The 24293-nt window shown below is 66.2% G+C and carries 25 protein-coding genes, 1 tRNA gene and 1 pseudogene; 19 read left to right on the top strand and 8 right to left on the bottom strand.

The genetic code is table 11. From position 1 onward, the window contains the following. Positions 1-29: 29 nt before the first annotated feature. The 5 genes and pseudogenes from BJF89_RS18020 to BJF89_RS18750 all read left to right on the top strand — a co-directional run bounded on the left by BJF89_RS18020 (position 30) and on the right by BJF89_RS18750 (position 6811). Positions 30-1366 (top strand): annotated as a pseudogene (locus BJF89_RS18020) (MFS transporter). Positions 1367-1404: 38 nt separating this feature from the next. Beyond that, the gene (locus tag BJF89_RS19845) at positions 1405-1566 is read left to right on the top strand and encodes a hypothetical protein (protein ID WP_255372743.1); all 162 of its coding nucleotides are present in this window, start codon (positions 1405-1407) and stop codon (positions 1564-1566) included. Then, positions 1563-3983, top strand: coding sequence for an ATP-binding cassette domain-containing protein (locus BJF89_RS18015; protein ID WP_255372742.1), 2421 nt, complete (start codon positions 1563-1565; stop codon positions 3981-3983). The genes BJF89_RS19845 and BJF89_RS18015 overlap by 4 nt, the downstream gene beginning before the upstream one ends. Continuing rightward, positions 3983-5692, top strand: a complete 1710-nt coding sequence (locus tag BJF89_RS18010; protein WP_083651106.1) for an ABC transporter ATP-binding protein — start codon at positions 3983-3985, stop codon at positions 5690-5692. Before BJF89_RS18015 ends, BJF89_RS18010 begins: the two co-directional genes overlap by 1 nt. A gap of 165 nt (positions 5693-5857) precedes the next feature. Beyond that, positions 5858-6811 carry a hypothetical protein gene (locus BJF89_RS18750; protein ID WP_139312155.1) on the top strand — a complete coding sequence of 318 codons (954 nt, stop codon included), beginning with the start codon at positions 5858-5860 and terminating at the stop codon, positions 6809-6811. Between the two features lie 12 nt (positions 6812-6823). On the opposite strand, the gene BJF89_RS18000 is transcribed toward BJF89_RS18750, so the two are convergent. Continuing rightward, entirely contained in the window at positions 6824-7324 is a 501-nt protein-coding gene (locus BJF89_RS18000; RefSeq protein WP_369803776.1) for an N-acetyltransferase family protein, read from the bottom strand. A 10-nt stretch (positions 7325-7334) separates the two neighbouring features. Next, complete coding sequence (locus BJF89_RS17995) at positions 7335-7736, bottom strand: hypothetical protein (protein ID WP_075816417.1); 402 nt, start codon at positions 7734-7736, stop codon at positions 7335-7337. Positions 7737-7976: 240 nt separating this feature from the next. Between BJF89_RS17995 and BJF89_RS17990 the strand changes: the two genes are divergently transcribed. Continuing rightward, positions 7977-8273 carry a hypothetical protein gene (locus tag BJF89_RS17990; RefSeq protein WP_075816416.1) on the top strand — a complete coding sequence of 99 codons (297 nt, stop codon included), beginning with the start codon at positions 7977-7979 and terminating at the stop codon, positions 8271-8273. Positions 8274-8328: 55 nt separating this feature from the next. On the opposite strand, the gene BJF89_RS17985 is transcribed toward BJF89_RS17990, so the two are convergent. Next, positions 8329-10068, bottom strand: a complete 1740-nt coding sequence (locus BJF89_RS17985) for a dihydroxyacetone kinase family protein (protein ID WP_075816415.1) — start codon at positions 10066-10068, stop codon at positions 8329-8331. Positions 10069-10185: 117 nt separating this feature from the next. On the opposite strand from BJF89_RS17985, the gene BJF89_RS17980 reads away from it, so the two are divergent. Then, a complete protein-coding gene (locus BJF89_RS17980; RefSeq protein ID WP_075816414.1) occupies positions 10186-11304 on the top strand; it encodes a glycerol dehydrogenase in 1119 nt (372 codons plus the stop codon). Here the strand turns inward: BJF89_RS17980 and BJF89_RS17975 are convergent. Then, positions 11265-12386, bottom strand: coding sequence for a DUF418 domain-containing protein (locus BJF89_RS17975; protein WP_075816413.1), 1122 nt, complete (start codon positions 12384-12386; stop codon positions 11265-11267). The two genes, BJF89_RS17980 and BJF89_RS17975, sit on opposite strands and share 40 nt — an antisense overlap. A 209-nt stretch (positions 12387-12595) precedes the next feature. Between BJF89_RS17975 and BJF89_RS17970 the strand changes: the two genes are divergently transcribed. After that, positions 12596-13285 carry an LppP/LprE family lipoprotein gene (locus BJF89_RS17970; protein ID WP_075816412.1) on the top strand — a complete coding sequence of 230 codons (690 nt, stop codon included), beginning with the start codon at positions 12596-12598 and terminating at the stop codon, positions 13283-13285. Positions 13286-13354: 69 nt separating this feature from the next. Beyond that, on the top strand, positions 13355-13735 hold the full coding sequence (locus tag BJF89_RS17965; RefSeq protein WP_075816411.1) for a hypothetical protein: 381 nt from the start codon (positions 13355-13357) through the stop codon (positions 13733-13735). Positions 13736-13749: 14 nt separating this feature from the next. Here BJF89_RS17965 and BJF89_RS17960 read toward each other — a convergent pair whose 3' ends face one another. The 3 genes from BJF89_RS17960 to BJF89_RS17950 all read right to left on the bottom strand — a co-directional run bounded on the left by BJF89_RS17960 (position 13750) and on the right by BJF89_RS17950 (position 14987). Next, positions 13750-14031, bottom strand: coding sequence for a hypothetical protein (locus tag BJF89_RS17960; RefSeq protein ID WP_075816410.1), 282 nt, complete (start codon positions 14029-14031; stop codon positions 13750-13752). 27 nt (positions 14032-14058) lie between these two features. Then, the gene (locus tag BJF89_RS17955; RefSeq protein WP_075816409.1) at positions 14059-14304 is read right to left on the bottom strand and encodes a hypothetical protein; all 246 of its coding nucleotides are present in this window, start codon (positions 14302-14304) and stop codon (positions 14059-14061) included. Positions 14305-14531: 227 nt separating this feature from the next. Further along, positions 14532-14987 (bottom strand): LysE family translocator, encoded by a 456-nt coding sequence (locus tag BJF89_RS17950; RefSeq protein WP_075816408.1) that lies wholly within the window; start codon positions 14985-14987, stop codon positions 14532-14534. 447 nt (positions 14988-15434) lie between these two features. Here BJF89_RS17950 and BJF89_RS17945 point away from each other — a divergent pair, with 447 nt between their 5' ends. The 6 genes from BJF89_RS17945 (at position 15435) to BJF89_RS18965 (ending at position 19622) form a co-directional block, all read left to right on the top strand. Further along, on the top strand, positions 15435-16445 hold the full coding sequence (locus tag BJF89_RS17945) for a hypothetical protein (RefSeq protein WP_139312154.1): 1011 nt from the start codon (positions 15435-15437) through the stop codon (positions 16443-16445). A 32-nt stretch (positions 16446-16477) separates the two neighbouring features. Further along, positions 16478-16891 (top strand): hypothetical protein, encoded by a 414-nt coding sequence (locus BJF89_RS17940; RefSeq protein ID WP_075816406.1) that lies wholly within the window; start codon positions 16478-16480, stop codon positions 16889-16891. A 12-nt stretch (positions 16892-16903) separates the two neighbouring features. Then, complete coding sequence (locus BJF89_RS17935; RefSeq protein ID WP_075816405.1) at positions 16904-17812, top strand: hypothetical protein; 909 nt, start codon at positions 16904-16906, stop codon at positions 17810-17812. A 69-nt stretch (positions 17813-17881) separates the two neighbouring features. After that, a complete protein-coding gene (locus BJF89_RS17930) occupies positions 17882-18190 on the top strand; it encodes a hypothetical protein (protein ID WP_075816404.1) in 309 nt (102 codons plus the stop codon). A gap of 79 nt (positions 18191-18269) precedes the next feature. Further along, on the top strand, positions 18270-18680 hold the full coding sequence (locus tag BJF89_RS17925) for a hypothetical protein (RefSeq protein WP_075816403.1): 411 nt from the start codon (positions 18270-18272) through the stop codon (positions 18678-18680). An 801-nt stretch (positions 18681-19481) separates the two neighbouring features. Further along, positions 19482-19622, top strand: a complete 141-nt coding sequence (locus BJF89_RS18965) for a hypothetical protein (protein ID WP_158026098.1) — start codon at positions 19482-19484, stop codon at positions 19620-19622. 95 nt (positions 19623-19717) lie between these two features. On the opposite strand, the gene BJF89_RS17910 is transcribed toward BJF89_RS18965, so the two are convergent. Further along, positions 19718-19790: transfer RNA gene (locus BJF89_RS17910), tRNA-Thr, on the bottom strand. 162 nt (positions 19791-19952) lie between these two features. Here BJF89_RS17910 and BJF89_RS17905 point away from each other — a divergent pair. The 4 genes from BJF89_RS17905 (at position 19953) to BJF89_RS18745 (ending at position 24275) form a co-directional block, all read left to right on the top strand. After that, on the top strand, positions 19953-21566 hold the full coding sequence (locus BJF89_RS17905; protein WP_369803775.1) for a threonine/serine exporter ThrE family protein: 1614 nt from the start codon (positions 19953-19955) through the stop codon (positions 21564-21566). Positions 21567-21607: 41 nt separating this feature from the next. Beyond that, positions 21608-21967, top strand: coding sequence for a hypothetical protein (locus BJF89_RS17900; RefSeq protein WP_075816400.1), 360 nt, complete (start codon positions 21608-21610; stop codon positions 21965-21967). 131 nt (positions 21968-22098) lie between these two features. After that, entirely contained in the window at positions 22099-23706 is a 1608-nt protein-coding gene (locus BJF89_RS17895; protein WP_083651103.1) for a trehalose-6-phosphate synthase, read from the top strand. Beyond that, entirely contained in the window at positions 23703-24275 is a 573-nt protein-coding gene (locus BJF89_RS18745) for a hypothetical protein (protein WP_075816399.1), read from the top strand. Before BJF89_RS17895 ends, BJF89_RS18745 begins: the two co-directional genes overlap by 4 nt. Positions 24276-24293: the final 18 nt, after the last annotated feature.

Here is a 24293-nt window from a genome sequence, read left to right as displayed (position 1 = left end):
ATGTTCACCGAGGCAATAGTCTGTGGGGTATGGCCACCACGACACGGGACGACACCGCCCGACTCACCGGCATCTACCGCGGCCCCACCCTCGCCTGGGCGTTCTGGGACTGGGGATCCGCCGCCTTCAACGCGGTGCTGGTGACCTTCATCTTCTCCGTCTACCTCACCGACTCGGTGGGGGACTCCATCGACGGCGGCTTCGGCGACGGCATCAGCCCGGCAACCTGGTACGGCTGGGCGATGGCCCTCGGCGGGGTGACGATCGCGCTGATCGCGCCGGTGATGGGACGCCGCTCCGACGCGCGCGGGACACGCCGCAGGTCGGTGACGCTGTGGACCCTGGTCACCGTCGGGCTGATGCTCAGCCTGGTCGGCATCGGCGACGACGCGCCCGGGTACTTCTGGGCCGGCATCGTCATCATGGGTGTGGCGTCGGTGACCTTCGAGTTCGCCGAGGTCAGCTACTTCGCCATGCTCTCGCAGGTCTCCACCCGGGAGAACGTCGGACGGGTGTCCGGCTTCGGGTGGTCGATGGGGTACTTCGGCGGCATCGTCCTGCTGCTGGTCTGCTACCTCGGCTTCATCGCCGGGGAGGGAGACACCCGCGGGCTGCTCGGCGTCCCGGTGGAGGACGGGTGGAACGTGCGCATCGTCGCCGTCATCGCCGCGGTCTGGTTCCTGGTCTCGGCGATCCCGGTGATGCGCAGGGTCCCGGAGAACACCCCGGACCCCAGTGCCGCGACGTCGTCGGTGAAGGAGTCCTACCTCGGACTGTTCCGTGACATCGCCTCCCTGTGGCGTACCGACCGGTCGGCGGTGTGGTTCCTCATCGCCTCGGCGGTGTTCCGCGACGGGTTGGCCGGGGTGTTCACCTTCGGTGCCGTACTGGCGGTCTCGGTGTACGGGCTGAGCCCGGCCGATGTGCTCCTCTTCGGCGTGGCCGCCAATGTCGTCTCCGCGATCGGCGCACTGGCCTGCGGTTACCTCGACGACAGGATCGGCCCGAAACCGGTGATCATGGTGTCGCTGATCCTGCTGGTGGTCGATGCGTTCGTCCTGTTCTTCGTGGACGGTCCGGCCATGTTCTGGATCTTCGGCCTGTTGCTGTGCATGTTCGTCGGGCCCGCACAGAGCGCCTCGCGCTCGTACCTGACGCGGATCTGCCCGGAAGGTCGTGAAGGCCAGATGTTCGGCCTGTACGCCACCACCGGACGCAGTGTGAGCTGGATGGCCCCGGCGGCTTCGCGGTGTTCACCGGCCTGACCGGTGATGACCGCTTCGGGATCATCGGCATCGCCGTGGTGCTGCTCGCCGGACTGCTGCTGCTCACCAGGTCGAGGGGTACCAATACCCCCACCCGGTAATGTACGGTAAGCCTCAACTTACTTCTAGGAGGCTTACCGTGAGCAAGGGGTTCCAAGGCGCCGTCCTGCACGGCCTCGGCGCGAAAGACCACGTCCTGACCGTGACAGACACCGAATGGCGTACCAGCAACATGCTGCGCGTCACCTTCCGGTCCGACACGATCCTCTCCTCCGACGGGGAGCGCCCGCGGCATGGATGAGGGCCTGGTTCCCCGACCCGGACGGCGGCTCCAAACAGTTCCAGCGCGGGTACACCTTCGCCGAGACCGACCCCGCCACCGGACGCCTGGCCGTCGACTTCGTGATCCACCACCCGATGGGGCCCGCGTCCTGGTGGGCCCAGAACTGCCGTCCCGGTGACACCATAGAGGCGACCCGTTACGGAGAGACGGACTTCGCCCTCCTCGATCCCCCACCCGCCGGCTACCTCCTGCTCGGCGACCTCGCGTCCTACCCGGCGATCACCCAGCTGGCCGCGGCCGTCCCTGCCGAAGTACCCGTGGTGGTCTACCTCGAGAAGCACAGCGACGCCGACGAGGAGGCGCCCCTGCCCGAGGGCCCGAACATCACCTCGGCCTGGGTGGAATCCTTCCCGGACGGCCAGGGCCTCGCCCAGGCCATCAGCGGCGGAGACTGGGAAGGCTGGTACGCGTGGGTCACCGGCGAGGTCACCGCCACCCGGCACGCCAAGACCGTGCTGCAACGCGACGCCCACCTGAACCGCGGCACCCTGCACGCCCAGGGGTACTGGGTGGCCGGGCGAGCCATGGGAAAGTCCCGCGTGCTCCAGGAGGCGGCCGAAGCAGCTGCCCCGGCAGCCGCTGACACCCCGGACGTTCCGGCGGCAGCGGAGACAGCGGCGGCAGCGACGGCAGCAACGTCCGGCCCGACACCGCAGAAGAAGCCCTCCGCCGGTGTCCTCGCCCCGGCGAAGGTGCCGATGATCATCGCCGGGGTGTTCCAGACCCTGCTGTCGGTCCTGGGCATCGTCCCCTTCATCCTCTTCGCCGAACTCTGCCGCCAGCTCCTCGACGGCGCCGACCGTGACACCGTGCTGGGCACCGGGATAGCCGCCCTGGTGGTCATGGCCGCCTCCGCGCTGGGAACCACGCTGCTGATGCTGGCGATGCACCTCTACGACGCCAGCTACTCCGCAGCACTACGCCGACGACTGATGGACAAGCTCGCCAGACTGCCCCTGGGGTGGTTCACCGGCAGACGGAGCTCCGACGTCCGCACCCTCGTCGCCGACGACGTCGCCGGAATGCACTACATCGTCACCCACGCCGTCCCCGATCTCGTCGCCGCCGTCGTCACACCGCTGGCCGCACTGATCTACCTCTTCACCGTCGACTGGCGCCTGGCGCTGGTCCTTCTCCTGCCGATCGCGGCGTTCATCGCCGTCATGGTGACGATCCAGAGCCGGGAACGCGACCGGGTGGTCATCTCCCAGCGCAACATCTCCACCGTCACCGGACAGTCGCAGGCCTTTCTCGCGAACCGCGACATCTCCCGGGTGTTCGGCGAGAAGAGCATCGTCGACCTGCCCGGCACCCTGCGCCAGGTCGGCGCCTTCGTCGACAAGCTCCAGAAGGACACCGGCGCAGCGAAGATCATCGCCGTGATGATCAACCGGCCCACCACCGTGCTCGGGCTCCTGGTCGTCGCCACCTGGTTGCTCATGATCCCCGGGTGGGTCAGCGTGTCCGACGCGATCCCCTTCCTGGTTCTCGGCCCGTCCTTCGGCGCCCAGCTGGTGGCGATCAGCGGCGGGATCGGAAATCTCCTGGTGTCACTGGACGGACGCGCCGGCCTCGACCTGGCCTTGACCACCCCGGAGCTGCCGGGACCGGCCAACCGTCCCGCCCCGGCCGGCCATGTCGTCTTCGACCGCGTCCGCTTCGGCTACTCCCCCGACCGTGAGGTCCTCCCGTCCTTCTCCCTCACCCTCGAACGCGGGACGGTCACCGCCGTGGTCGGCCCGTCGGGGGCCGGAAAGTCGACGGTCGGCGCGCTCCTCGCCAGACTGTGGGACCCCCAGAGCGGTTCCGTCAGCATCGACGGCACCGACGTCCGCGACATGACCCAGGACGAGCTCTACGCCACCGTCACCATCCTGCTGCAGGACGTGCAGCTGATCCACACCACGATCCGCGACAACATCGCGCTCACCGCACCCGACGCCACCGACGAACAGGTGGTCGCCGCGGCACGTGCGGCGAACATCCACGACACGATCCTGGAACTGCCCGAGGGCTACGACACCGTCGTCAGCGGCGACAGGCTCTCCGGTGGGGAGCGCCAACGCATCGGCATCGCCCGGGCGCTGCTCGCCGACACACCCGTCGTCGTCCTGGACGAAGCCACCGCCCCCGCCGACCCCGACAGTGAATGGGCCATCCTGACCGCCCTGGACACCCTGCTGAAGGGACGCACCGTCCTGATGATCGCGCACCGGCTGCACACCGTCGCCGACGCCGACCGCATCGTCGTGATGGACCATGGACGCATCACCGAGAGCGGTCGCCACGACGAACTCATCGCCGCCGACGGCGCCTACGCCGCGCTGTGGGACGCCCACCAGACCAGCACACACCCAACACCGGAGGCCCGCTGATGCTCACCAGGATCCGTACGATCAGCGGCGGCGGCCGCGACTTCCGCCTGTTCGTCCTGCTCACCGTCCTGTCCGCCGTCATTCAGGCGGCCGCGGTACTCGTCCTGTTCCCCCTGCTCGACGACCTGTTCGGTGGCACACCGCTCGACGCGTGGCCGTGGGTACTGGCCATGGTCGCACTGATCGGTGTGGCCTGGGCCCTCGACATCCTCGCCGCGCACAAGGGGTTGGCCGTCGGCCTGTCCCTGATGCACGCCATCCAACGCCACACCCCCGCCGCCATCCTGTCCTGGCCCACGCCGGCGATCCCCCGGTCGAAGGCTGCACGGCTACGCACCCTGCTGGCCACCGGGGCCGTCGAGGTGACCTCGGCACCGGTCCTCATGGTCGGCCCCGTGGTCACCGCCGTGGTGTTCACCGTCGCCCTCGGCGTCGGACTGCTCTTCTTCGCCGTTCCCCCTGCTGTGGTGACCCTGGTCGGCGGGGTGCTGATGATGCTCGCCCTGGTGCTGTCGAGCCGACTCGTCACCCGGGCCGACGAGGAGTTCGCCGCCGCCAACGAGAACCTCGACGACCGTCTCATCGACTACGCCCGGGCCCAGCCGTCGCTACGGACCGCGCGCCGGGTCTCTGCGGGGGCACGCCTGGTTGACGAGGCGCTGGCGTCCGCACGTCGGCGGACGTTGCGCCTGCTGTTCTGGCAGGTGCCCGGCGAGATCCTGTTCAGTGTGGTGCTCCAGGCCGTCCTCATCGGCTACGGACTCACCGTGTGGCTGGCCTTCGACAACGGCACCCTCAGCGCGGCCTCCGCGGCCGTGACCGTGATCGTGATGCTGCGCGTCGTCGAACAGGTCACCGGCCTCTCCCGACTGTCGGTCGGGATCCAGTCGCTGAACCGGACGCTGGCCGAGGCCGCAGAGGTGGTGACCACCCCGGTGTCCACCCCGTCTGCCGCGTCCCCGACCCCGCCGCAGGTCGACGTGACCGACGTGGACGTGCACTTCCCCGACGGCACCTGTGGGCTCGACGGTGTGAACCTTGACCTGCGCCCCGGGACCGTGACCGTGGTCGTCGGACGGTCCGGTTCCGGGAAGTCGACGCTGCTGCGCACCCTCGCGGGGCTGGCGACCCCCTCGTCCGGGTCAGTGTCACTGGACGGGGCCGCGGCGGGGAGTCCCGAGCTGCGCGGCAATGCCACGGTCGTGTTCCAGCAGACTGCGTTGGGTGCGGGGACGGTGAAAGACAACCTGCTGGCCGTCAACCCCGACCTGACTCAGGCGGACCTGGAGCGGTTGGCCGACGCATCCGGACTGCGCGGTGTCCTCGAGGAGATCCCCACCGGCTGGGACACCCCCGTCGGGGAGCTGGGCGACCACCTCTCCGGTGGGGAACGCCAGCGGGTCGGCATCGCCCGTGCCCTGGCGAAACCGTCCCATCTGCTGTTGGTGGACGAGGCGACCTCCGCGCTCGACGCCCACAACGAGGCCGCGGTGGTCGAGTCCATCCGCGCGATCCGTGAGGACTACACCACCGTCATCGTGACGCACCGGCCGTCGACGCTGTCGATCGCCGACACCGTCGTCGTGCTCGACAACGGCCGGATCATAGAACAGGGCACGCCCGCCGAGCTCGAGGCGGCGGGAGGCAGCTTCGCCCACCTCCTCGAGGAGTGGCGGAACTCGGCGTCCTGGCGGGTCGGCGGGCGCTGAAAGGACGCTGAAGGGGCTTGAGGGGAGGACCGACATGCGAGCGTGCCGGATTCCCCCGGACGGTGGCAGCATCGGGTCGATTCCGGCATGCTCCCACGCACCGACACCTATGATGGAGCCTGGAGACGGCAGGGGGTCGTCTCCGGAACCACAGGGGGGACACGCATGGCGCCGACCATCGCACGCTTCTGGACGACGCGGGACCTCCGCGCCGTCGGAAAGACGCACAATGACATCGCCGGGGCGGTACGCAGGGGCGAGATATTCCGCGTCACCCGCGACCTCTACTCCACCGAAGAACCCGATGACCTGGTCAAGCTCAAGGCACTTTCCTGGGCACGCCCGGGACTGGTCTACACAGGGGACACCGCCGCCTTCCTGCACGGTCTCGCGCCGATGCGCTGGCCCGCCCACGGGCGCGTGCCGAGAACCAGAAGCCGCGACGGCGGTGAACTGCTCACATTGACCGGTGCGGTGACCCGACGCACGTGCCGACGGTGGGGTGTGACAACCCTGACGCCACTGGAAACCGCGGCAACCGCCGGCTCCGTGGCTTTAGCGGCGCGACGGGCGCTGCTGGAACGCGCCTACTCCGGTGTGAAGGGAAATGACCGACTCGCCGTCGACATCGCAGCCCTCCCACCGTCGGTACGGGCGAAAGCTACCGCCCTGACGGACGGCCTCATCACCGGAGCTGCCAGCGAACTGGAACTGAAGGCCGTCCGCGCCATCGTCACCGCACTCGACGGACTGGATGTCGAGGTACAGGTCAACGGGATGATCCGTGGTTACCGTTTCGACATCGTCATTCCGGAGGCACGGGTATGCATCGAGATCGACAGCCATCGCTATCACTCTGCCCTCAGGGCACGACAGGAGGACTTCATCAAGGACCGCTGGAAAGGCAATGCCGCGGCCCGGTGGGGGTGGACGCTGCTGCGGTATCCGGATGCGAGCATCGACCATGCGCTGGATGAAGTCACGGAGGAGGTCAGGGACACCGTCGTATTCAACCTGGATAACCCGAGGACAAGAAAGATGCGGCAGCATGAGTTACCCACGGATCGGGAGGTGTGGCTGTGGCACCGGCTCTTACGCGCACGGGTCGAAGATGGCTGAGGCTGGAGCTGACTAGAGCATCAGCTGCATCAGCGTCATGTCGAGCCACCGGCCGAACTTCGTGCCGACCTGGCGGACCGTCCCGCACTCCTCGAACCCGACCTTGGCGTGCAGGCGGATCGAGGCTGTGTTGCCGCCTTCAATCGCGGCGACCATCACATGCTTGCCGTCGTCCCTGGCATGCTCGATGAGCGCCTGCATCAGTGCGGTGCCCACTCCCCCGGCGCGTCGGGTGCCGTCGACGTAGATCGAGTTCTCCACGGTGTGCCGGAAGCCGTCGTAGTGCCGGAACTCACCGTAGGTCGCGTAGCCGAGCAGCGCCCCGTCAGCGTCCTCGGCGACGAGGGCGCAGGTCCCGGGGACCTGGTAGCCCTGCAGCCAGGAACGGCGGTTCTCCTCGTCGACGATGTCGTCGTTCCACACCGCGACGGTGTTCGCCACGGCGTCATTGTAGATGGCGGTGATCGCGGGGATGTCGGCGTCGGACGCCGCACGGATGTTGATCTCAGTCACACAGGAGAGACTACTTCTTCGGCGCGGCAATCAGCGCGCCGGCGATCGCCGCGATGAAGAGGTCCTTCGACAGACCGGTCCCGGCCTCGGACGGACGGATCCCGTCCTTCCTGGTCATCTGGTCATTGCGGAAGTAGATGGAGAGGAAGCCCGCGTTGATCGCTCCCAGTGCCAGGCCGGCCAGACGGTTCGAGACGACCGGGGTCAGCAGGGATGCGCCGACGCCGATCTCCGAGTAGGAGACGACCTTGCTGAACGTGTCCGGGTCGAGCTTGGTCACCTGGGGAACACCGGTGGCGGCGAACTGCTGCAGGCCTGCGGCTGCCTCGGTGGGCATCTTCAGCTTGCCGATACCGGACTGCAGGAAGTAGGCACCGCTGATGCCGCGGAGGAGAGTGGTCGAGAGGCTCATGGAAATCCTTTGGAAGGCTGATTGATCATGTAGTTGATATGACAACTTCTTGCCCGGTTGACTGTACTCCTCCCCGGCATCGCTCGCACGACCACCGGACGTCCCTGCACACCACACCACACATACCCCCGAACAGGTGGAACGTTCATATTCGGCGCGATGTTCCCCTGAAAAACAGCTATCTTCGTGACAAGCAGGGGCACAGATTCCCCTGCACTGACACCATTCCGGAGGAACCCCATGTCATTCATCGTCCAGATCCAGGAAATCGTGTGGGGCCCGATCCGGGACCTCTACGTGGAATTCACCGCCGGACTTCCCGTCTTCAACGTCCCGCCGCTGGGTTCCTCCTTCGGTGACATCAGCGTTGACCTCGGATCCTCCGGGCTCGGCTCCACGTTCGGGGACGCCAACCTGGGTTCCTCCTTCGGGGACGCCAACCTGGGTTCCACTGACTTCGGCCCCAGCTTCGGTTCCAGCAACGGTGACCAGAACCTCGGTTCCTCAGGACTCCAGCTGCCGCCCCTCGGTTCCTGAGAAGCTCCGGTGGTGACAGGTGACGTCAGGTGATGTCAGGTGATGTCGCCGGGTGTCACTCCCCGGTGACATCACTGACTTTTCCTGAACCACCGAAGATCCAGGAGACGAGAATCGCTCCCGGGTCCACGACACCCTGGGACGCCGCACCGACGTAGCTGGCACGGCCTTTCTTCGCGACCATCTCGCGTGTCCCCTTGGCACCCTCGGCCGCTGCGGCGTGGCAGGCCTCCAGCGCATCGCTGAAATCGGTGTGCTCCGCGTCGAATTTCGCGGCAGCGTCTGCGGCGGGGATCAGGGCGTCGATCAGCGTATTGTCCCCCTGCTCCGCTCCGCCGAGATCCGTGATGGCCCGGTGTGCAGCCTCGAGCCCGGAGGCAAGCCCGGCAACCGGGGAATCCGCCTGCCCCATGGCGGTACCGAGCTCACGGAACAGTGTGCCGAGCACCGCACCCGAGGTACCTCCCGCGCGGATCAGCAGACGGTGTCCGAGAGCCTCCAGTACCTCGGCGTCCGTCCCCCGCAACGGGAGGGAGAGTCCGCCGAAAGCGGCGTCCATGTTCTGACCGAAGTCCCCGTCACCGGCGAGACGGTCGAGCTCGGTGAGGTCGTCGGTGGCACCCTGCACACGCCCGACGAAGTCGCTGAGCCACCGGTTCTCCTCACCGGAGTCCGGCAGATCATCATCGAAGTCCGTCGCTGCCGGGACATACTCCAGGGGCGCGCCGTGACCGCCGAGAACGCGGGGCCATCCCGGCGCTTCCGTCGGGGCGTCAAGGAGTTCCACCAGTTCGTCCATGGCGTCGCCCACCGAGGTCAGCGTGAGGGACACTCCCGCCATGTTCACCGACGTGGTGTACGTCCCCACCATCGCTCGGCGGACCGTCACGCCTCTATCGGCGAGTTGCCGTAGGACGGAGCCGAAGACCAGGGACAGTTCCAGCGGAGTCGTCCCGCCGAGGCCGTTGACGAGGCAGACCACCTCGGAACCGTCATGCAGTGCCAGGGCCTCACCGATGCCGTCCAGGAGCCGGGCGACGACCTCGTCGGCGGTCTCCACATCGACACGGTCGACACCGCGCTCACCGTGAATCCCTACGCCGACCTCCATCTTCCCGTCCGGAAGATCGAAGGTGTCGCGCCCGCTCGTCGGAAGGTGCCCGGGGGCCAGGGCCACCGCCATGCTGCGCGAGCTGTCCGCCACCCACTGACCGATGTCGGCGACCCGGTCGATGCTGTCGCCACGGTGCGCCGCGGCGCCGGTGGCTTTCTCCACGAGGATCGTGGCGCCGGTCCCCCGTCGCCCCGGACCGTCCCCACCGTTGCCGTCGTCACCATCAGCGAGGTCGGTCGCCACGTCGTCGTCGACGAGCACCGCCCTGGTGGCGACGTCGTCGAGCGCCTGCCTGGCGACGGTGAAGTTCATGACGTCGCCGGTGTAGTTCTTCACCACATGCACCACCCCCGCGCCCTGGTCGGCCCAGCGCGTCGCCTCGGCGATCTGCACGGCATTCGGCGAGGTGAACAACAGTCCCGGGCAGACCGCCGCGAGCATGCCGGCGCCGATGAACCCGGCGTGCATCGGTTCATGTCCGGAACCGCCACCGGAGATGACGGACACCGCCGGTTCACCGGACGCGGTGGTCACCGCGGAAGCCCGACCGATGAAGCCGCTGTCGTGCCATTCTGCGTCCGGATGGGAGGCGATAAACCCGCCAAGGGCCTCCGAGAGGAAGTCTGAGGGGTTGTTGCGGAAGGAGCGGAGAGGAATCTGCTGGGAGTCAGAGTCAGACATGTCCGCCGAGTGTAGCCGTGTATCACCGGAGCCTCCGGCCGTGACTGACGTCGTCACGATCGCCGGAAGACGCCTAGGGTGGAGGCCGCTCATCGACCCTCACCAAAGGATGGACGCATGACTGACAAATTGTTCACCAGCCCCGCCCGCTATGTCCAGGGCATCGACCTCATCGACCGGGCCGCCGGGTATCTCCGCCCCCTCGGCACGTCACCGCTGATCATCGCCGACGACGTCGTGTGGGGGATCGCCGGGGAGAAGCTGCAGGAGTCGCTCAGCTCGGACGGGCTCGACCCGGCACACGAGATCTTCGGCGGTGAAGCCTCCATGACCGAGATCGACCGGATCACGGAGAAGGCACGGTCCGGCGGGAACGACATCATCATCGGTCTGGGCGGGGGAAAGACCATCGACACCGCCCGCGCGGTGGCCGACCACGCGTCCCTGCCCGTCGCGGTGTTCCCCACGGCGGTCTCCGCGGACGCCCCCACCGCCCGGGTGTCAGTGATCTACACCGACGACGGTGTCTTCGACTCCTACCTGTTCTACGACCGCAACCCGGACCTCATCGCCATCGACACCCGCGTGATCGCGAACGCTCCGGTCCGGACGCTGCGTTCCGGCATCGGTGACGCTCTCGCCACCTCCGTCGAGGCATGCGCGGTCAACCGGGCGAACTCCCGTCGGATGGACGACACCGCACGTCCCACCCTGGCCGGACTGGCACTGGCCGAGAAATGCGAGGAGACGCTGTTCGCCTTTGCGCACCAGGCGCTCCGGGACAATGAGGCGCACGTGGTCAGCCGCGCGCTGGAGAACATCTGTGAGGCCAACACACTCCTGTCGGGCCTGGGCTTCGAGAACGGTGGCCTGGCTGCGGTGCACGCCATCCACAACGGCTTCACGGCACTGGACGGCGACATCCACCACATGACCCACGGCGAGAAGGTCGCCTTCGGTATCGGGGTGCAGCTCATGCTGGAAGGAGCGTCCGAGAGTGAGGCCGACCGGTACATCGGGTTCCTGCAGTCCGTCGGCCTCCCGACGACCTTGGCGGAGATCCACTTGACGGACGCCAGTGACGATGACCTGCGTCGGATCGCCGAGCTGGCCTGCTCCGACGGCGAGACGCTAAAGCAGATGCCCGGCGAGTACACCACCACCGATGTCGTCGAGGCGATCAAGGCCGCCGATCTCTACGCCCGCGGGCTGAAGGAGCGCACGGGGCTCTCCTGACGCGCCGGTCCGTCCTTCTTCCGGGCGGGGACGAGTTCCCACCGGGTCGCGCACCGCCAGACCCACTCGACGGGCCCGTACCGGAAGAAGTGCAGCCACACGGCGCTGGCGAGGACCTGTACGACCAGGATCCCGACAGTTGCCACCGGCAGCCACCAGAGATTGGTCAACTGTGTGTCCGGGACGACGTGGAGAAGGATCTGCACGACTGCGGAAGCGGCGAGGTAGTTGGTCAGTGCCGTGCGTCCCAGGACGGAGAACGGGGTGCTGACCACGGTGTCCCTGCTACCACAGGCCCGCCAGAGCAGTGACAGCCCGGTGACGACAGCCACTGCGGTGAACAACCCGGCGAAACCTCCCACACGGTCGAGGGCGTCCGGGTCCGGGAGGACGTCAGCGTTCATCATCGAGTTCTGGAGGATGCTGAGCACCACCCCTGCCACGGCCGACGCCGCGGACACGACGGCGGCGGTGACGACGTCCCGCCGTCGCGTCGATTCGAACCACTGCGGGAGCCCGAACTGGGCGGCGCCGAAACCGGTGACCATCAGTGTCGCCGCGATCAGGGGGCTGTTGCCCCACATCCAGTAGGCCACCAGTGTCCCGACGACGCCGAACGCCAGCACCGGGCCCCTGGGGAGGAACAGGGCCGGCACGACCAGAACCAGTGCGATGACCGCGTACATCGTGAGAATGTCCCCGCTGTACAGCAGGAACAGGTTCAACAGCCCGATGGGTAACAGGGTCGCGAAGCGGCGGACCATCAGCCAGCGGGCCGCACGGACCGGCATCCTGCGCTGCGTGGAGCTGTAGAGCAGCCACGCGCTGACCCCGAAAAGAAGGGCGAAGATCGGCACGAAGCGGCCCTGGATCACCACATCGTAGAAGCGTAGGACGGGGTGATGCAGGTCAGCGTTCTCCGTCCAGCGGTAGAGCAGGTCGCGGAGGTTGACGAAGAGAATGCCACACAGTGCGACGCCACGCAGGACGTCAAGGAAACCGTAGCGTCCGACGGTGATGGCAGGCCCGCTGTCCTGTCCTGCGCGTGGACCGGTCCGGGGTGAGGTTGCTGCCGTGGTCACAGAAGTCTCCTGACGGGGATGAAGTGGCTGAATCATCCAGAAGACTATTGCTCGCCGACCCCTCCGGCATCGGTCTACGGACTGATCCTCGCCGGATCTCTGTCTCCACCCGGGGTATGACCACAGGGCCCGGCAACCAGGGCAGTCGCCGTCGAGGAAAACTCCCCACCGAGGTTTCCTGTCACGACAGCCCGACTACCCTGACGTACATGGACACGTTACGCAGACACCACATCGCCGCATTCGCTGCCCTCGGTTGTACTGCCGTCCTGCTGACCGGGTGCACACAGCAGGACGAGACGCCGGCCGAGACCGAGACGGTGATGAACACCGTGACGAACACCGTCGAAAACACCCAGGCACAGGACGACGGCGCATCGTCGGAGGCGCCTGCCGACCCCTCCGGTGACGCCACGACCGATGCCTGCGAGGACGAATCAGTGGATAACCCGCTGACCGGGGAGGAACCTATTCCGGCGCATTTCGCGGAGTCACCGGAGAGCACGGGCTACTTCCACTACGAGGCGCCGTCCGAAGCACCCGACGCCTGTATGCCGCTGTCCTGGGTGGTGCTGAACGGCGGCAACGGTACAGCCGAGAGCTCGAACGGCACCGCCGGAAGTAGCCGTCAGACCATTGCGCTCTTTGCAGAGGGCGAGCTCGTCACCGATCCTGCCCCGATTCTCGCCCGGCGTATCGAGTCAGTCGATCGTATCGACGACAGCACAGTGCGGGTGAACTACGCCTTCTTCGGTGACGCACCTGCAGCGGCGGACAAGAACATCCCAGGTTCGGCGACTTTCCATTGGGACGGCAGCAGCGTAGAGGTCAGTGACAATACGATTCCCGTTGAACTCAATGAATCTGCGGAGACGCTGGACCTCGGGGCTGTGACATAGGAGCTCAGAAAGAGGCGCCATCGGCCCGGGCGGTACAGCGATAATGACGAATAGAGCAGGAAGGAAGACATGCCTAGAATCCTGATTGTCGTCGCTGAGCTCGTCATCGCTGTAACGCTCATCGTGCTGTTGAATGTCAGGGACGGATCAGCCACCACAGATGACGTGACGCGGTGGCTGGATCGCGGCGCAACTTGGTCCGTCTATGCTTTTCTTGTCACCTTGGGGCTGATCTTCATACGGAGAAGATACGTGTGGATCGAGACGATAATTGTCGTCATCACCGTGCCTGTCACAGTATGGGCGTTGACGCCTACACCGGGCCCCGACTTCGGCAGGGGGTTCGTGCTGATGCTCATCCCCGGGATCATGATCGGGTCAGCAGTGTCGCTGCTCTACAAGACCGGTTCTCTTGCGCTGTCGTGGGCCGATAGAGGGCGGGCGTCTTAGCGCGACCCGAGGAGTCAGCTCTGTGGCTCGATGCTCGGCTCCCCGTACGACATGAGGGCCAACAGAACGAAAAGGCCAAAGAGCACTGGGAGCGCGATGAGCACGCACAGCACTGTCCGCTTGAACGGCGTATCTGGATGTGCGACGGACGCTGCGATCAAAGACAGGACGTACAGCCCCAACGCCCACCAACCATGCCCGGTAAACAGCGCAACAATGCTGGCAATGAACGGCACGCAGAACCACAACGGATTCTTCGACTGCCACTGATTCACCGGAGTTGCGTTGGCCATCATACCTTGCACGCTACATGAACCCGCAGATTATTCTTCAAACTCACCGCGCTGGTATAGCGCGTACCACATCACCAGCATCACGCCATACCCCACCACAGCAGCGGCCACGGCAAGCAAGAGGGCAGCAATAATCGGCCCATCGAACAGGACAGCCACGACTGCCCCAATCATGATTCCGAGTACTCCCGACATCCGAGAATGGAGCCGGGCGAACTTCGCACGGCGTGGGTCGGGGTCATTGGGCCGCAGTTTGAAGAATTCCCGGAATGTCATAGTTCCGACGATACAGGTCGCACACCGCAAGCCTTCGAAAGAGGGATGTCACGCCTCGACCAGAAGCATGTAGCCAGCCATGAACAACAGCATGACCCCGCCCACGGCTTTGATGACTGCAAGACCCCGGGGTGCCCGCATAATCCAACCACGTGCCGCAGAAGCACACATCACCCAGAATGAATCCACTACCGGACCAATCGCCAGCGGGATCAACGCCAACCAGATCAGTGCCGGGTACGCTGCCGCATCCGCAGGAAGAAATCCGGGCACGATGGTGCCGAACAAGATCGGACCCTTGGGTTCGTGACTCCGACAACGAAACCACTGAAAAAGGCACGTCGGTACCTCGTGGAGACCATCACCGTTTCCTGATCCTGCTCTGCACCGGACCATTCACGACGCGCCTCCCGCAGGTACACGGCGGCGAGGATGGCAAGGACTGTCACACCAACGAGGACAAGCGTGGCCTGAAGCCAGTCCGTGCGCTGGAGCAGTTCACCCAGGACCAGTACCACGGCTGCTCCAATAGCCGCGAAGCCGAGGGTGTTGCCGATTACGCTGAGAAAAGCGGCACGGCGACCCGAGGCGAGTGTTTGGCCGACGATGTACAGGTTGCTGGGGCCGGGTACGGCTATCAGGACAAAGACGGTCACGGCGAGTGAAAGCGCAGCGCTGGTCATGCGGGAGATCTCCGAAAATCAGGGAGCTACATGGCGCAAGGGGTTGTTACACGCGCCATCGCCACGCACCCGACAGGCCAACGTCTGAGGCAGGGGTGTAGGAGTCCCGGAAGTCCATGACAGTCAGCGTAACCGATCACACTTTCTCGTGTTCCTCGAATCGCTGAAGCGAGTCCCTCTACCAATGTGGATTTTACCTGCACTTTCGTTAGGGGTGAGGTCATCTCGGCCGGTAAAATTCAAGGCATCAGAGCACCCGAATAAGGAGCGATCATCATGCCCGAAGTCCTCTAATTCAATCCCGAAAGTCAGTACAAGCTCCGCCTCACGGACGGCGGTGATTGGGCACCCGCCGAGATCACCAGCGGTGCCGTTCACCAGGCGAAAAGTCTCCGGTACTCGGTGACCCCTGAATGGCACGGAGAGGCCCCGGAAACGGCCGAGGGCGTGACCGTCGAGCCGCTTTCCGATGGGAGCTGGGGAGTCTTCAAGGGCGGTGAGCAGATCGGCGCGATGTCGGACAAGGACGTAAAGCCGCTGGAGCCCGGGAGCGTAGATATGCCTCCCTTGATCAGCGGTCGGAACATCGACAAGGCGCTGAAAGATTTCGATCCAAAGGAGCCCGGCGTGGGGCCCCACCAGCTCGGCGGGACCGAATTCTTCCCGCGAACCGGGGATTTCGAGGCGGACGAGCAGATCCGATCCTATGAGGACAGCCACCTGAAGAACGTCAACCAGCTCCTCGATGCACCCGCCTCTTCTTTCATGGAGGGGCCGATCCTTCACAACTTGGCGGCCACTGAAGACGCGGGGGAAAAGGCTGCGGAGGGGCTCTCCGACGTGCGCAGCTCGCTCGAAAAGCTCTACGGTGAGGGCATCGGTGACCCCACGATGGACCAGCGCATGACAGAGGTCGCAGGCACGCTCTCTACCCTCACCGAAACGGGCGAGGCGGTGCAGCGCCTCGGGCAGGGTCTCGCACGCAACGGCGATGCCTACAACTCGATTTCCAGCAGCCTGGCGGCGGGCGTCCAGGATGGTTTCTCCCAGATCAAGGCGTACGCCGAAAAGCATGATCGGTGGGAGTCCTCGGGAAGCTCCGCCGCCGAGCCGCGCCCGAATTTCGATTTCATCACGAGCGAGCTGGAGGAGGCGGTGGGCGACGTCCGGGACACGCTGGAGGGGACCATCTCGGCCGAAACCATGCTGGCGAGCGCCACGCTGGACCCGCCACCGGTGACTACGACGCAAGTTGGAATGAAGGCGGTTCACCCCGGCGGCTCCGCCTGCCGGTGGCGAGACACCCGCTCCCGCCCCCCGCACCTGCTGGCGGATCCACCCCGCAGCAGGGCGGCAGCACCCCCGCCGCTTCCTCCCCGGCATCCGGGTCCACTGAGGAGAGCAGCAGCAAGAGCGGTGGCCCCTCCCGCGAGGCCGCGGAGAAGCTGGCAGGTCTGATCAGCGGGAGCAGCGGAGGGGCGGCCCCGCAGATGCCGAGCTTCCAGCACGCCCCGCAGCAGCAGCCTTTCCCCATGCCGAATCTCGACCCCGGCGCGGCGGCTCAGGCGATGCCGGCCGGGCCGGTGAGCACTCCGAGCGCTGGGCTCATTGAGACGACGGATCCTTATGAAGCTCTCCTGAATCCCGCGACCCACCTCACGAGAGATTTCGAAGCGGGCGACATGTCGCAGACCCGGGAGGGCAACGCCTCCGGCCGCGACGCAGCGATGATCCGTCCTTACACGGCCGAGGCAAGGTCTGCTGATGCCATGCTTACCTCCCCGCCCGCCGCGGGACCGTGCGCTGCGACGCCGCGGCCCACGGCTCTGGGTGCGGACATGAAACCTCTCGACAAGGACGGCGACGGCAAGGTGGATCCCGACTCGGTGCCTGCCACGGCGTAAAATCAGGAGGAAGTGGACACCGCAGTGATGATCGATGGTGAAGAGCACCAGGTGAAGATTTCGGATCCCCGCTTGTTGGAGATGATGAACCTGGTGGGAGAAGCAACCGAAGAAGAGCCGCTGGAAATCCTCGACGCGGCGGCCGAGGCCGGCATCGAGCTGGAGAGCTACGGCGAGATGCTGGAGGAACCTACGCAGGCGCGCGCCGGGGATGCGGTGATCAGCACCAAGGGCAGCGGGTTCTACCTGGGCAAGGGTGAGGTTCTTCTGGAAAGCGGCGAGGTCGTGCCCCTGAGCGAGGTTCTGGAACTGCGGCCCCCGCAGAGCGGGATCTTCCGCCTGGAGCTGCCCGAGCTGCCCGACGACGTGGACCACAGTGACGGCGGGGACCAGGAGCCCGAGGACACCGCCGAGCCGTCCGAGGGTGGTGAAGCACCGCCCGCTGAGGATGGTGCGTCGGCGGAGGGTGAGCCTGCTGAGCCCGCAGCCCCGGCGGAGGGCGGCGCGGCACGGGAGCCTGCACCGGAGGTGGCCCCGGAGGTGCTGCCCGACGCTGGTTTCGAGGCGGGCGCGATGCCGAATCCGGCTATCGCGCCGGAGTTCGAGGACCTCGACGGTGATGCCGTTCCCGACGACAACAACGCGAACGGCATGGTCGATGAGCTGGAACCACTGCCCGAGGCCCCGGTAGCGGAGGAACCTGCACCCGCGCCGGAGGCTCCCGAGCCGGTGGAGGAAGCACCGGCCCCTGCTCCTGAGGACCAGGAGCCCGAGCCCGAGCAGTCTCCCGAGCCCATCTTCGAGGGGAGCGCGAGCCTGGACCTCGATTCGGCTGGCCTCCGGGCCACGGGCGAGGCCACCGCACGGATCTCCGACGTGCCTTTTGAGGGCGAGGCTCTGGGCAGCCAGGAACGGCGCTAACCGTCCCGCAGCGGGGCGGCGTCAGATACGCTGACACTTCCCGCCCCGCCCTGCTAGGAAAGGACCGAGATGGAAGCGTTGCCTGGCGCTGGCCTCGGAGGCGTTTACCTGTTCGCGATGCTCATGGCGACCGTCTTTCTGCGCCTCCTAAGCCGCGCGAACTTCTTCACGGTCACCATCACCGCGAAGACGTACCTGCGCGGCAGCATCCTTGTGACGCTGGCCCTCTGCATCGTCGTGCCCCTTATCGATGACACTTTCGTGGCGACGGGTTCCTGGTTGATCTTCTTCCTGACAGGTTTCCATGCCGTCGTGTTTGCGACGTCGTACCTGGAGCCGTTCAACCGGCGAACTCCGGACGGAGAACACCGCGACTGACCCCCCTCCCAACCCCCGCCATGTCCGTTGGAACCTGGAGGGGGTTTCGCATTCGCTACAGAACGGCTAGAAGGGAGCCATGATAGAGGAGACCCCCGATGTGAACCTGGCGAACACCCGCGCGATCATCTCTGCCAAGCTCGAACTGATTCAGGACGAACATGCCGAATTCGAGCTCACCCCTGTTGCCTTATGGCTGGGCGAGGGCTGTATTTTCCACGTCGTCCTCCGCGCAGTACACGCCGCGGGCGAGGCGCTCATCGGGTACGAAGTGGGCGCCCGCCCGCTGCTCGATCATGACCGCCTAACCGAGGCAGAGCTGGCGATGATGCTGGTGTGGGACTACATGGCCGGGGACAACATCCCGGGCCAGGTGCACGAAGCAGCCGCGGGCCAGATCCGCTGGACAGCGCCCCGGTTCACAGACAATCAACCGCGCACCCTCGCTGAGGTGGGCGAGATTCCGGGTGCCTGGGTCAGCACGGACTGACCCCTCACCCAGGGGGACACGGAAACCTCGTTCGTTAGCGCCCAACCATCGACGTTCGCGCGCTGATCGTCCCGCTGCTCTTTTTTGCGGTCACCGGCGGCGACTGTTCTTGAGGAACTCTCGAACGGGAACCGACAGCGCCAAGAGGCTGGCACCCCAGGCGCCCATCGCGAGCAACCACACCGGCAACCGGCGCCACGAGCGGCTGCCCAGGCTATCGGTCCAGCTGTATCCACCGGCCAGTAACACCAGAGGCGCCGCGCACCAGAGCCCCATACCCGCGATGAGAAGAAGCCACCTTGGGATGTTCGGGATAGCTGAGGTTGTCGACGTGTCCCACCGATCAAACACCGGCAGCGCTGTAAGCCCCATAAGAGCCATACCCCCGGACAGCAGCATTCCAACGCCTGCCTCTGAGGCAAATGGGGAGTGCCCCGTCAAAAACCCGACCAGCGAATACAAGAAGATCGCAGCACAGAATAACCACGCACATATGATTCCCCAGGAAATCTTTCCCCCATCTTTGCTGTGCCTGCTGCGCGCCATAGGAATCATAGTAGCGACTGGATTTCTTCGTGATCCAAGTTAGTGAGGTTGTGCACCTCATCTTCTTACCCAGTGGTGGCGCTGGTGACCCAGATCGCCGCGCTTACGACCCTGCTGAGGCGCCACTAACGGGAGGACGTCCGGATGGTTCACCGGATTCCCGGCGACGGGCGCCCCGTTGCCGTGGCCTTGGGTGCTTTCACGGGTAGTGGAGAGGGGTTTCAGGGCCGGAAAATGGCGTACAGGAGCGGCGTAGTGGGATTCGATGGTGGGGTGCCCACCGCCGAGAGCGGCGGGTTGGATGCGTGTTCCCGCTTTGCCGGACACCGCCGCGGCGGGGTAACAGAGCGCTTCTACATACTTCCCGAGCTGGTGGACGTGGCGTCGATTCTGTAATGCCGCTGGGCGGCAGGAGCGAAGCAAAACCAGCGGTAAATTAGCGACCCCGGCGATCAAGTCTCCGGGACCTTGTGCATCTATGCAGGTAGTTGAGCTGGAGACGAGACTTGAACTCGCAACCTACGGTTTACAAGACCGTTGCGCTACCGATTGCGCCACTCCAGCGGAAACCGACGGCATCAGCGCCGCCCACGGTGTCGCCACCGGGTTTCAGCCGACGACTCTATCAGCAGCGCAGCCCCCTGATCGAATCAGGATCATCTACCGTAGAGTGTGGCCGGGAAGAACGACCGACAGCACCAGGCTGGTGAGAGAACGGGGAGTCGAGTGAGCGGTGAGTACAGCGGCGACGACCGGGGCGACAACAAGCGCCTCACGTCACTGAGGAACAAGGTGTCCGCCATGCTGTTCAGCGGAAACAGGTCGACCATCGACACGATCCGCACCGCTCCGCCTCCCTCCCCACTGGCCCCGGTCGACCTCACCGACACCGCCCAGGTCCATCTGGTGATGGACACCGCCGCACGCATCGGGGACCTCCTCCTGTCCGCCGGGACGGGCAACACGGACGCCAAGGCCCAGGTCAAGGCGGTCACCTCGGCTTACGGCCTCTACGGCTGCCACGTCGACATCACCCTGAACACCATCACCATCTACTCGTCGTCGACGGATTCGACGACCCCGATCAGCACCTTCCGGGTGGTGCACGCGCTCAACAGCGACTTCTCGCGTCTCACCGAAGTCGACCGCCTGATCCGGTCCATCGTCAACGGCGCCACCGAACTCGAACTCACCCGCAAGATCCTCACCGACATCGAGACCAGTCCCCCGCCCTACCGCATCCGGTGGGCGACGCTGGCGTGGGGCGGGTTCGCCGGCGCGGTGGCACTGATGCTCGGCGGCGAGCCTCTCGTCGCCCTCATCGCCACGATCACGTCGATCATCATCATGGCCACGAACGTGTGGCTGGCGTCGAAGTCCCTGCCGTTGTTCTTCCAGAACCTCACCGGCGGCATCATCGCGACCATCCCCGCCGCCCTCACGTTCAGCTTCGCCCGGGCGCTGGACCACTACCTGTCACCGTCACTGGTGATCGCGTCCTGCATCGTCGCCATGCTCGCCGGGTTGACCCTGGTCCAGGCCCTGCAGGACGGTGTCACCGGCGCACCGGTCACGTCCTCGGCACGGTTCTTCGAGACGGTGCTGATGACCGGAGGCATCATCTCCGGCATCGCCATGGGCCTGATGCTGACCAGCCGGTTGGGCATCACCCTGCCGCCGATCGACACCTCCAGCACCCAGGGGACGTTCGGCGGTGCCGCCGTACAGATCCTCGGCGGGGTCGGGGCGGCGATGTTCTTCGCCATCGCCTCGTTCTGCGAGCGCCGGGCGCTGGTGGTCGCCACGTTCACCGCGCTGGTGGCCTACTCGTTGTACCGGTTCCTGCAGGTCCAGCTGGACACCGGGGATGTGACCGCCGCGGGCATCACGGCCACCTTCGTCGGTCTGGCCGGTGGCCTGCTGTCCCGCCGCTACCTGATTCCGCCGCAGATCACCGCAATCGTCGGCATCACCCCCCTGCTGCCCGGCCTCGCCCTGTACCGCGGGATGTACTCGATGCTGACCGACCAGTTCGTCGTCGGAATCTCGAACCTGGGTATCGCACTGGCCACGGCCACCGCCCTGGCGGCCGGCGTGGTCCTCGGCGAGTGGATCGCCCGTCGCCTGCGTCGCCCCCGGATCCTGTATCGGTACAACGACCTGCGCCGTCCTCCGGCACGTCGGTCCCGCGGACGCCGCCCGGGCGGATCGGTCACGCCGCCGATGCACTGGAATGTCCTGCGCCAGCGACGTGGGGGAACACCATGGCTCCCCGACCCCCGCCGTTCCCACCAGAGACAGCGGGACCGGGAAAGTGCGCGGGACGGTTCGGGGAGTTAGACTGAACTCTTACGCCGTATCGTCTTGTAAGGGAGCAATCAGTGCCGCCGAAGGTCAGCGACAACCACACCACCAGCGCAGAATCCCTGCACACCGTGGAAGAGGAGACCGCGAAGGCCGCGCAGCGGATCGTCGCCACCTACGCCGATGATTTCCTCGACGCCGCCACGCTGATGTGCATGCTCGGCGTCGAGCCGGAGGGGCTCATCCACCGCAAGGTCGCCGCGGACGCCGCCGCCGAAGAAGAGGCGAAGAACCCCAAGGCTGCGAAGAAGGCCACGAAGAAGGCCGCAGCCAAGAAAACGACCAAGAAGGCACCGGCGAAGAAGGCCGCAGCCAAGAAAACCACGGCGACGAAGAGCACGAAGTCTGCAGCCGCGAAGAAGACCACCGGCGAGTAGTCTGGCGACCACATACCCGAGAACACCGACCCTCGAGCACCCTAAGGGGAGACGACGCCGTGACTGCCGGAGATGACCGAACATACGACGCCCACGGAGAGTCGTCGGCGGGGACTGTTCCCACAAGTGACATGGTCGTGGTCGCCAACCGGCTGCCGGTGGACCGGTCCGTCGACCGGGAGGGGAGGGTGACCTGGTCGCCCAGCCCCGGCGGGTTGGTCACCGCCCTGCGTCCCGTCCTGGAGAGCAGCCAGGGCAGCTGGGTCGGGTGGCCCGGTGCCACGGCGGACTCCCCGGAGGAGGAAGTCCACGTCTCGGATCTCCCGGAGATGGACGGCGGCATCTCGCTGGTGCCGGTCAACATCACGACCTCGGAGTTCCAGACCTACTACGAGGGGTTCTCGAACGACACACTATGGCCGCTCTACCATGACCTGATCGTCCACCCGGAGTTCCACCGGTCGTGGTGGCGCGCCTACCGCACCGTCAACGAACGTTTCGCCCGGGCCGCCGCAGAGGCCGCCGCGCCCGGTGCCACGGTCTGGGTGCAGGACTACCAGCTCCACCTGGTCCCCGGTCTGCTCCGCGAACTGCGACCGGACCTGAAGATCGGTTTCTTCCTGCACATCCCCTTCCCCGCCCCGGAACTGTTCCGTCAGCTCCCGTGGCGTTGGGACGTCCTGCAGGGCACGCTCGGCGCCGACCTCATCGGACTGCACACCCCCGATTCAGCCTGGAACTTCCTCTACACGCTGCGCGCACTCGGCGGGGACGTGACCTTCGCCAAGGTCGGCGAAGGTGACGCCTGCGGCGCGGACGGCGAGGGGACGTTCACCGACGACGGTGCAGCCGGCACCGACGAGTCCGGCGTGTCCTACATCCGCGGTGCCCGCCTGCCACGGCGGGATGCCGTCGCCGGAACCGTGCGCACCGAGGACGGCCGCGAGGTCAAGGTCGGTGTGTTCCCGATCTCCATCGACACCGAGGGCGTCCAGTCCAAGGCCACGGCCCCGGAGACGGTGTCTGCGGCGAGTGCCCTGCGTCGACGCGTGGGCTCGCCGAAGATCCTCCTCGCCGGGGTGGACCGGCTGGACTACACCAAGGGCATCCATCAGCGGCTCAAGGCTCTGGAGCAGCTGCTCAGCCAGGGGCTGCTTAATCCGGACGAGGTCTGTCTCATCCAGGTCGCGACCCCGTCCCGGGAACGCCTCGACTCCTACGCCCGGACCCGCGAAGACGTGGAGCGCACGGTGTCGCGTATCAACGGCGCCTACGGCAGTCTGGGGCACACCGTGGTGCACTACTCCCACGCGAGCATGCCGTTCGCCCAGCTGGTCTCCCTCTACGCCGCAGCGGACGTGATGCTGGTGACCGCGTTGAAGGACGGGATGAACCTCGTCGCCAAGGAGTACGTGGCCAGTCATTCCGACGGCTCCGGGGCCCTGGTGCTCAGTGAGTTCACCGGTGCGGCGACCCAGCTCCCCAACGCCTACCTGTGCAACCCCTACGACGTGGAGTCCACCGCCGCCGCGATCATGAAGGCCATCGATTCGCCGGACGACGACAAACAGGCCCGCATGCAGGAGATGTGGGAGGAGGTCCGGTCCCACGACGTGCATGGTTGGGCCCGTCGCTTCCTCGCCGTGCTGGACCCCGGCGTGCTCGACGGCGCCGACCCAGACACCGGCGTAGGCACCGACTCCGACCCCGACTCCGACGCAGGCACGGTGGACGAGTGAGCCAGCGCCTGACACGCGGGGCCCTACGGACAGCACTCGGTGGCGTCGTCCTGACCGGAAGCGTCCTGCTCGCCTCCTGCGGGTCCGACATCCCCGGCGAGCTGGCGGACATACGCTGGCAGGTCGGCCGTGTGGAGGACGCCGATCTCGCCGACTCCGGCACCGCGGTGGCCTCCTCGCTGTCCCAGACCGACCAGGCCCGTACGTGGCTTGCGCTGGGCGGAAGTACGGTCACCGGGGCGGCTGGATGCATGTCGCTGAGCGGCGACGTCGAGTGGCTCGACAACGACCGGGTCCGTTTCCCCGGATTCAGCGCCCGTGACATCAGTGGTGAATCCGGTGGCACCGAGTGCCTGCCGAATGACTCCTCGCTGGCCGAGCGTCTCGTGGCCCTTCTGGGCGAGGGTGCCGCTGATCGCGAAGGTGGCGAAGGTGGCGAAGGTGACGGGGAGGCTCCCACGCTGCGGTGGAGCACCCCCAGCGAGGACGAACTCCGGCTGACCCGCACCGATGACGACCCGTCGAACTGGCAGACCGGGCGATTCGTCGAGTTCCTCGCGACGCCCTGACGTGGCGCCGCTACGCTG

Origin of the sequence: Corynebacterium sp. CNJ-954, from assembly GCF_001942345.1 — a bacterium.
Lineage (GTDB): Bacteria > Actinomycetota > Actinomycetes > Mycobacteriales > Mycobacteriaceae > Corynebacterium.
Note: the sequence above shows the minus strand (reverse complement) of the source record. Positions and strands in the feature narration are given on the sequence as shown.

What these genes read in the sequence shown, in the direction of transcription:
- BJF89_RS18015 (WP_255372742.1), top strand. Translation starts at nt 1,563, where the DNA reads ATGAGGGCCTGGTTCCCCGACCCGGACGGCGGCTCCAAACAGTTCCAG.
- BJF89_RS18010 (WP_083651106.1), top strand. Translation starts at nt 3,983, where the DNA reads ATGCTCACCAGGATCCGTACGATCAGCGGCGGCGGCCGCGACTTCCGC.
- BJF89_RS18750 (WP_139312155.1), top strand. Translation starts at nt 5,858, where the DNA reads ATGGCGCCGACCATCGCACGCTTCTGGACGACGCGGGACCTCCGCGCC.
- BJF89_RS17995 (WP_075816417.1), bottom strand. Translation starts at nt 7,736, where the DNA reads ATGAGCCTCTCGACCACTCTCCTCCGCGGCATCAGCGGTGCCTACTTC.
- BJF89_RS17990 (WP_075816416.1), top strand. Translation starts at nt 7,977, where the DNA reads ATGTCATTCATCGTCCAGATCCAGGAAATCGTGTGGGGCCCGATCCGG.
- BJF89_RS17985 (WP_075816415.1), bottom strand. Translation starts at nt 10,068, where the DNA reads ATGTCTGACTCTGACTCCCAGCAGATTCCTCTCCGCTCCTTCCGCAAC.
- BJF89_RS17980 (WP_075816414.1), top strand. Translation starts at nt 10,186, where the DNA reads ATGACTGACAAATTGTTCACCAGCCCCGCCCGCTATGTCCAGGGCATC.
- BJF89_RS17970 (WP_075816412.1), top strand. Translation starts at nt 12,596, where the DNA reads ATGGACACGTTACGCAGACACCACATCGCCGCATTCGCTGCCCTCGGT.
- BJF89_RS17965 (WP_075816411.1), top strand. Translation starts at nt 13,355, where the DNA reads ATGCCTAGAATCCTGATTGTCGTCGCTGAGCTCGTCATCGCTGTAACG.
- BJF89_RS17960 (WP_075816410.1), bottom strand. Translation starts at nt 14,031, where the DNA reads ATGATGGCCAACGCAACTCCGGTGAATCAGTGGCAGTCGAAGAATCCG.
- BJF89_RS17955 (WP_075816409.1), bottom strand. Translation starts at nt 14,304, where the DNA reads ATGACATTCCGGGAATTCTTCAAACTGCGGCCCAATGACCCCGACCCA.
- BJF89_RS17950 (WP_075816408.1), bottom strand. Translation starts at nt 14,987, where the DNA reads ATGACCAGCGCTGCGCTTTCACTCGCCGTGACCGTCTTTGTCCTGATA.
- BJF89_RS17940 (WP_075816406.1), top strand. Translation starts at nt 16,478, where the DNA reads ATGCCGAGCTTCCAGCACGCCCCGCAGCAGCAGCCTTTCCCCATGCCG.
- BJF89_RS17930 (WP_075816404.1), top strand. Translation starts at nt 17,882, where the DNA reads ATGGAAGCGTTGCCTGGCGCTGGCCTCGGAGGCGTTTACCTGTTCGCG.
- BJF89_RS17925 (WP_075816403.1), top strand. Translation starts at nt 18,270, where the DNA reads ATGATAGAGGAGACCCCCGATGTGAACCTGGCGAACACCCGCGCGATC.
- BJF89_RS17895 (WP_083651103.1), top strand. Translation starts at nt 22,099, where the DNA reads ATGGTCGTGGTCGCCAACCGGCTGCCGGTGGACCGGTCCGTCGACCGG.